Origin of the sequence: Mesorhizobium sp. M5C.F.Ca.IN.020.32.2.1 (genome assembly GCF_004023105.1) — a bacterium.
Classification (GTDB): domain Bacteria; phylum Pseudomonadota; class Alphaproteobacteria; order Rhizobiales; family Rhizobiaceae; genus Mesorhizobium; species Mesorhizobium wenxiniae.
Genome location: NZ_RZSX01000567.1, coordinates 1 through 4,260, shown reverse-complemented (window position 1 = coordinate 4,260; position 4,260 = coordinate 1). Strand labels below are relative to the sequence as shown.

Below are 4,260 nucleotides of genomic sequence, written 5' to 3'. Positions count from 1 at the left end.
CTCAAGGGCTTTGGTACGAATGACGTGAAGCGGCTGGTTGGGATTGGCTTCGACCTGCGTGGGCTGGCCGTTCACCACCACCGTGATCTCGATCTTGCCCGGTCCGCCGCCGTGATTATCGCCCTTACCCGAATCCTTCGACATTGTCCTACTCCTGTGGCTTGCCAACCGCCCCACGCCCTGGCACCCACCTGCGAGTGAGACCGGCGGTCTTCAATCGTTCACCCGGCGCCACGGCCGCGAGTACGCGAAAGACAGGGGATAAGCTACCGAATCGGTGCTTGCCTTCTTTTATGGGTGACTTGAGCCGCAAGTAAATGGTCTCAAATTGCTCCTCACAACTATAATCGATTAGAGCAATGCGAAAATATTGGCGACACGCCTATTCATCTGCTCTCTCACTCGCCTGCTCCGTGCTCGGCAAGGGGAGCTTTGATCTGCGTCACGCGTCCCCAAGCAGCTGATTGCGCCGGCAGCGCCATAGGAACCGTCGTTCAGAGTCTTCACCACTCAAGCACCCGCATGGATGCATGCCGACGCTCGTCTCCACAAAACAGCGCAAGTGGTGCCTTGTTGGATAAGGTCGCCTCGTACCTGGTGCAGCATCTCTCGGAACGCATGCCGCTGCGAGACCAGGCCTCATCATCGCGTCACATAGGAGCTGAAGCTTTCCGGATCGGGTATCCAATCGGCATCCAGTTGCTCGGCGATATGGTTGAATTCTGCCCTCAGGACAAGAGTGAGTAGAGCAGCCCCGCTACGAAAATCCCATCCTGGTTCGTTTGACGCATCGACTATTCAGATTGATTGGCGTGATACCCGGCGCGGCCGCAACACGCGAGGCCGTCAACCGCTGAGCAGAAAACCAGCCTTCGCCTTCCGCGGCGGCGGACCTCGTCAGCCTCTCGAAAGCTTGCCTGAGTAGGTTGCTCATGTGATCTGTGGAAGTGAGGATAGCGTGCACCCGTACAAACTAGACATTCATCGTGGCAGCTTGGCTGCAGGTGCAGCACGCCGTACCGCACGAGCAAGCGGACAGGCCGGCCAAGCCGGTTTTGAGCAGCACTTGGGCGAACTGCAGGCGGCGGACGAGTTGATGGGTGCGCCAGGCGAGGAGGTCCTCGTCAATGGCTCGCATGGTAAAGGTGAGTTGAGACCAACGAAGAGGCAGAGGATCCAAAGCAATCTGCAGCATGCTGTCACTGAGCGGCAACCAGGTGAGGTTGGCAACTCAGGCGCTCGCGTGATGATGCAACTCCCCACCCATCAGGTGGGTACATCGGAACGGGAGGCGCAACTTGTGATGCAGGGGGACGAGCACGAATACACCCCAGCACCGCATCTCGACGGGTCGATGCCCTCGACAGTGCAGCCGGATCGTCCAATTGTGGTCCCCGACGGTGCCGACAAGCGTCCTGTTTATTCCAACGATGCCACCGCCATCGAAGGGCTGAAGTCAGCACTCCTTGCGGGTAAAGCCAGGCCGGACACGGTCACTCGCAGCACAAATTCTCTTTTCGGCTTTAGTCGTTGGCTCTTTCAAAACAACAAGCCAGGGCTTGCTGCTCGGCTTTACCATCCGTCGCTGAGCCAGGATCTCGAGGAGTACGAGAGTAGGGGTGGTTCCTCCACCGTGGCTGGCGCACTGCGTCAATTGATGAAGTCGATGGGCGGAGCCGGCCCGATTGTGGGTCGCGCTGTCCTGAACCCCCATCCTGACGACGCCGCGCTCACCAGACATTTCAGATCCGCGAGCGGCTACGCAACTGCTCTTAACCATTTCAGTCATTACCTACGTCAAAATGACAAGCTCGGAATTGCGGGTCGCATTTACGATAAATCGCTGGATAAAGATGTTGAGAGCTACAAGGCCGCCTCCTCTAATGGTGGAGCTCCGATCGAATCTGCGCTGGTTTATCTCCGCAAGAACCCGCCGCGCGTTATACTCGGGAATCATCTGGAAAACGCGGTCAGCATGGAGGCTCGTCCCCGTGGCGACGCTGCTCAGCATACCGCACCACAGCAGGGATTCGATTGGCCAGAGGAGCTCCTGCCGGTAGGTTATAAGGAGGGCACCGATCTACCATTGTCTCTCGCCCCAACCGCGCACCAACACCAAGCGCCCGACTTTGGAGAGGCCGTCCCTCACTTGAACTGGCGCCACGGCGACCAGGGCGCCCCGGAGGAGCTGGTAGCTGCACGGGACAGGAGCAGCCCGCTGCCAAGCGAGGCGGTGCCACATAAATCTGGACGGGGACTCGCTACGCAGCCCAGATTGTGGGCGGAGAAATCCGCCTCGCCAGAGCTCTTTCGACGGCGGGCGGAGCAGGCTCTGCCGGCGTCCGCCAGAGGTGTGGAGACATCCTCCGCGGTTGATGAAGCCGCGCAGGCCGCTCGCCAAGCTTTGGCTTGGTTGCAGCAGGAGATGGAGGGGATCGAACCGATGCAGGATCCTCATAAGGTGGCTACACCGGAATGTGAGGCGCAGCTCGTCAGGCAGAGGGATGAGCACGAATCCACCCCAGCACCGCATCCCGGAGGTGGTGGGTCGATGCCCTCGACAGTGCAGCCGGATCGTCCAATTGTAGTCCCCGACGGTGCCGACAAGCGTCCTGTCTATTCCAACGATGCGACCGCTATCGAAGGGCTGAGGGCAGCATTCCACGCGGGTAAGGCCAAAGCGAACACGGTCACTTACAATGTAAATTCTCTTTTCGGCTTTAGTCGGTGGCTCCTTCAAAACAACAAGCCAGGGTTTGCTGCTCGGCTTTACCATTCGTCGCTGGATCAGGATCTCAAGGAGTACGAGAGTACGGGTGGTTCCTCCACCGTGGCTGGCGCACTGCGTTACCTCAAGAAGTCGACAGGCGGAGCCCAGATTATGGCTCGCCCTGTCGTGATCCCCTATCCTGACGATGCCGAGCTCATTAGAAATTACAGAGCCGCTTCGACCAAGGAGTACCTGGCAGCGCCTGCGACCGGACGGAATCCAGATACCGTGGGCGGCTATACAAATTTTCTTAGACATTTTAGTCAGTACCTGCGTCAAAATAACAAGCTTGGGATTGCGGCTCGGATTCACGACAAATCGCTGGATAAAGATGTTGAGAGCTTCAAGGCTGTCTCCTATGGTAATAGGCTAAGTATCAGTTCTGCATTGGCTCACCTCCGGGATATCCTGCCGCGCATTGTGCTCGGGCGCGAAACTGTCCTTTCTGCTCATCCGGCAGACGCAGTCACCAGGCGCGTTGGGGCCGCTGCTGAAGCTGGGCCAGCGGCACCGGCAAGAGCTCCCCAACCCGCCTCGCCAGCAACCGCTAGGCTGCCAGGCACCTACCGCGGCCTTCCACTGGTTGATGTGACCACACTGACTACCAGTTCCTCTGGGGCTCAGATCGGGGCGCTCGATCCGACAGCCCCGTCCAACGTTGCAACGGGGCGGGTGCTCGGCGCCGCCGAATGGCTGAGCGACGCCCATATCCAGAGAGATTACAATTTGCTGGAGGGGCAACTGCAGGGGATCAATCCGGCGCTCGCTGCCCGGACTCGGCTGGTGGATCCTTCCGTATCCCATCTACTGCGACACACGTCGCCGCAAGACGCTCGAGGCATATTGCAGTCCATCTATAATCAAAACAACGCCACAGCCGACTTCCTGTTCTTGCCAGTGAATAATGGCACGGCTACTAGCCCCGGCACCCATTGGTCGCTGCTGCTCGTTGATCGCCGCGACCCGGAAAGGCGGTTCGCCTATCACTACGACTCCCTCCAGCGAGAGGGATATAACGACGTGCCTGCAAAACAGCTCGCAGGACTGCTGAATGCCACCTTGGCGCCAGCCCCCATGGCCAGACAGACGAACCATTATGATTGCGGCGTATTTGTCCTGGAGGGCACGTGGGCGCTGGTTGAACGATTGGTGAAAGGGCAGCGGCCAGACCACGAGCCGCTGCCCCTCGACAACCTCGTTGCCGATCGGCAGGCGCTGCAAGACCGGCTAAGGAGGCGCTTGCCGCCCGAGGAAGAGCCGCGGCAGCTGCTGGAGGATGAACCCGCCTCCCCACCGATGATGGCGTTCGAGCCAGGGGAACTGCGGCAACTGTTGGAGGACGAGCCTGCCTCCCCACCAATGATGGCGTTCCAGCCAGGGGAACTGCGGCAGCTGTTGGAGGATGAACCCGCTTCCCCACCGATGATGGCGTTCGAGCCAGGGGAACTGCGGCAACTGTTGGAGGATGAACCCGCTTCCACACCGATGCT

2 protein-coding genes are annotated in these 4,260 nt (G+C 59.4%); one reads left to right on the top strand and one right to left on the bottom strand.

Annotation, left to right across the window (positions count from 1 at the left end; genetic code table 11):
• On the bottom strand, nucleotides 1-144 hold a 144-nt coding region (locus EOA86_RS24410), incomplete at its 3' end, for a DUF2604 domain-containing protein (RefSeq protein ID WP_128344007.1).
• A gap of 922 nt (nucleotides 145-1,066) precedes the next feature.
• On the opposite strand from EOA86_RS24410, the gene EOA86_RS24405 reads away from it, so the two are divergent.
• Nucleotides 1,067-4,260 (top strand): Ulp1 family isopeptidase (locus EOA86_RS24405; RefSeq protein WP_245497361.1); only part of this gene is annotated, 3,194 nt, incomplete at its 3' end.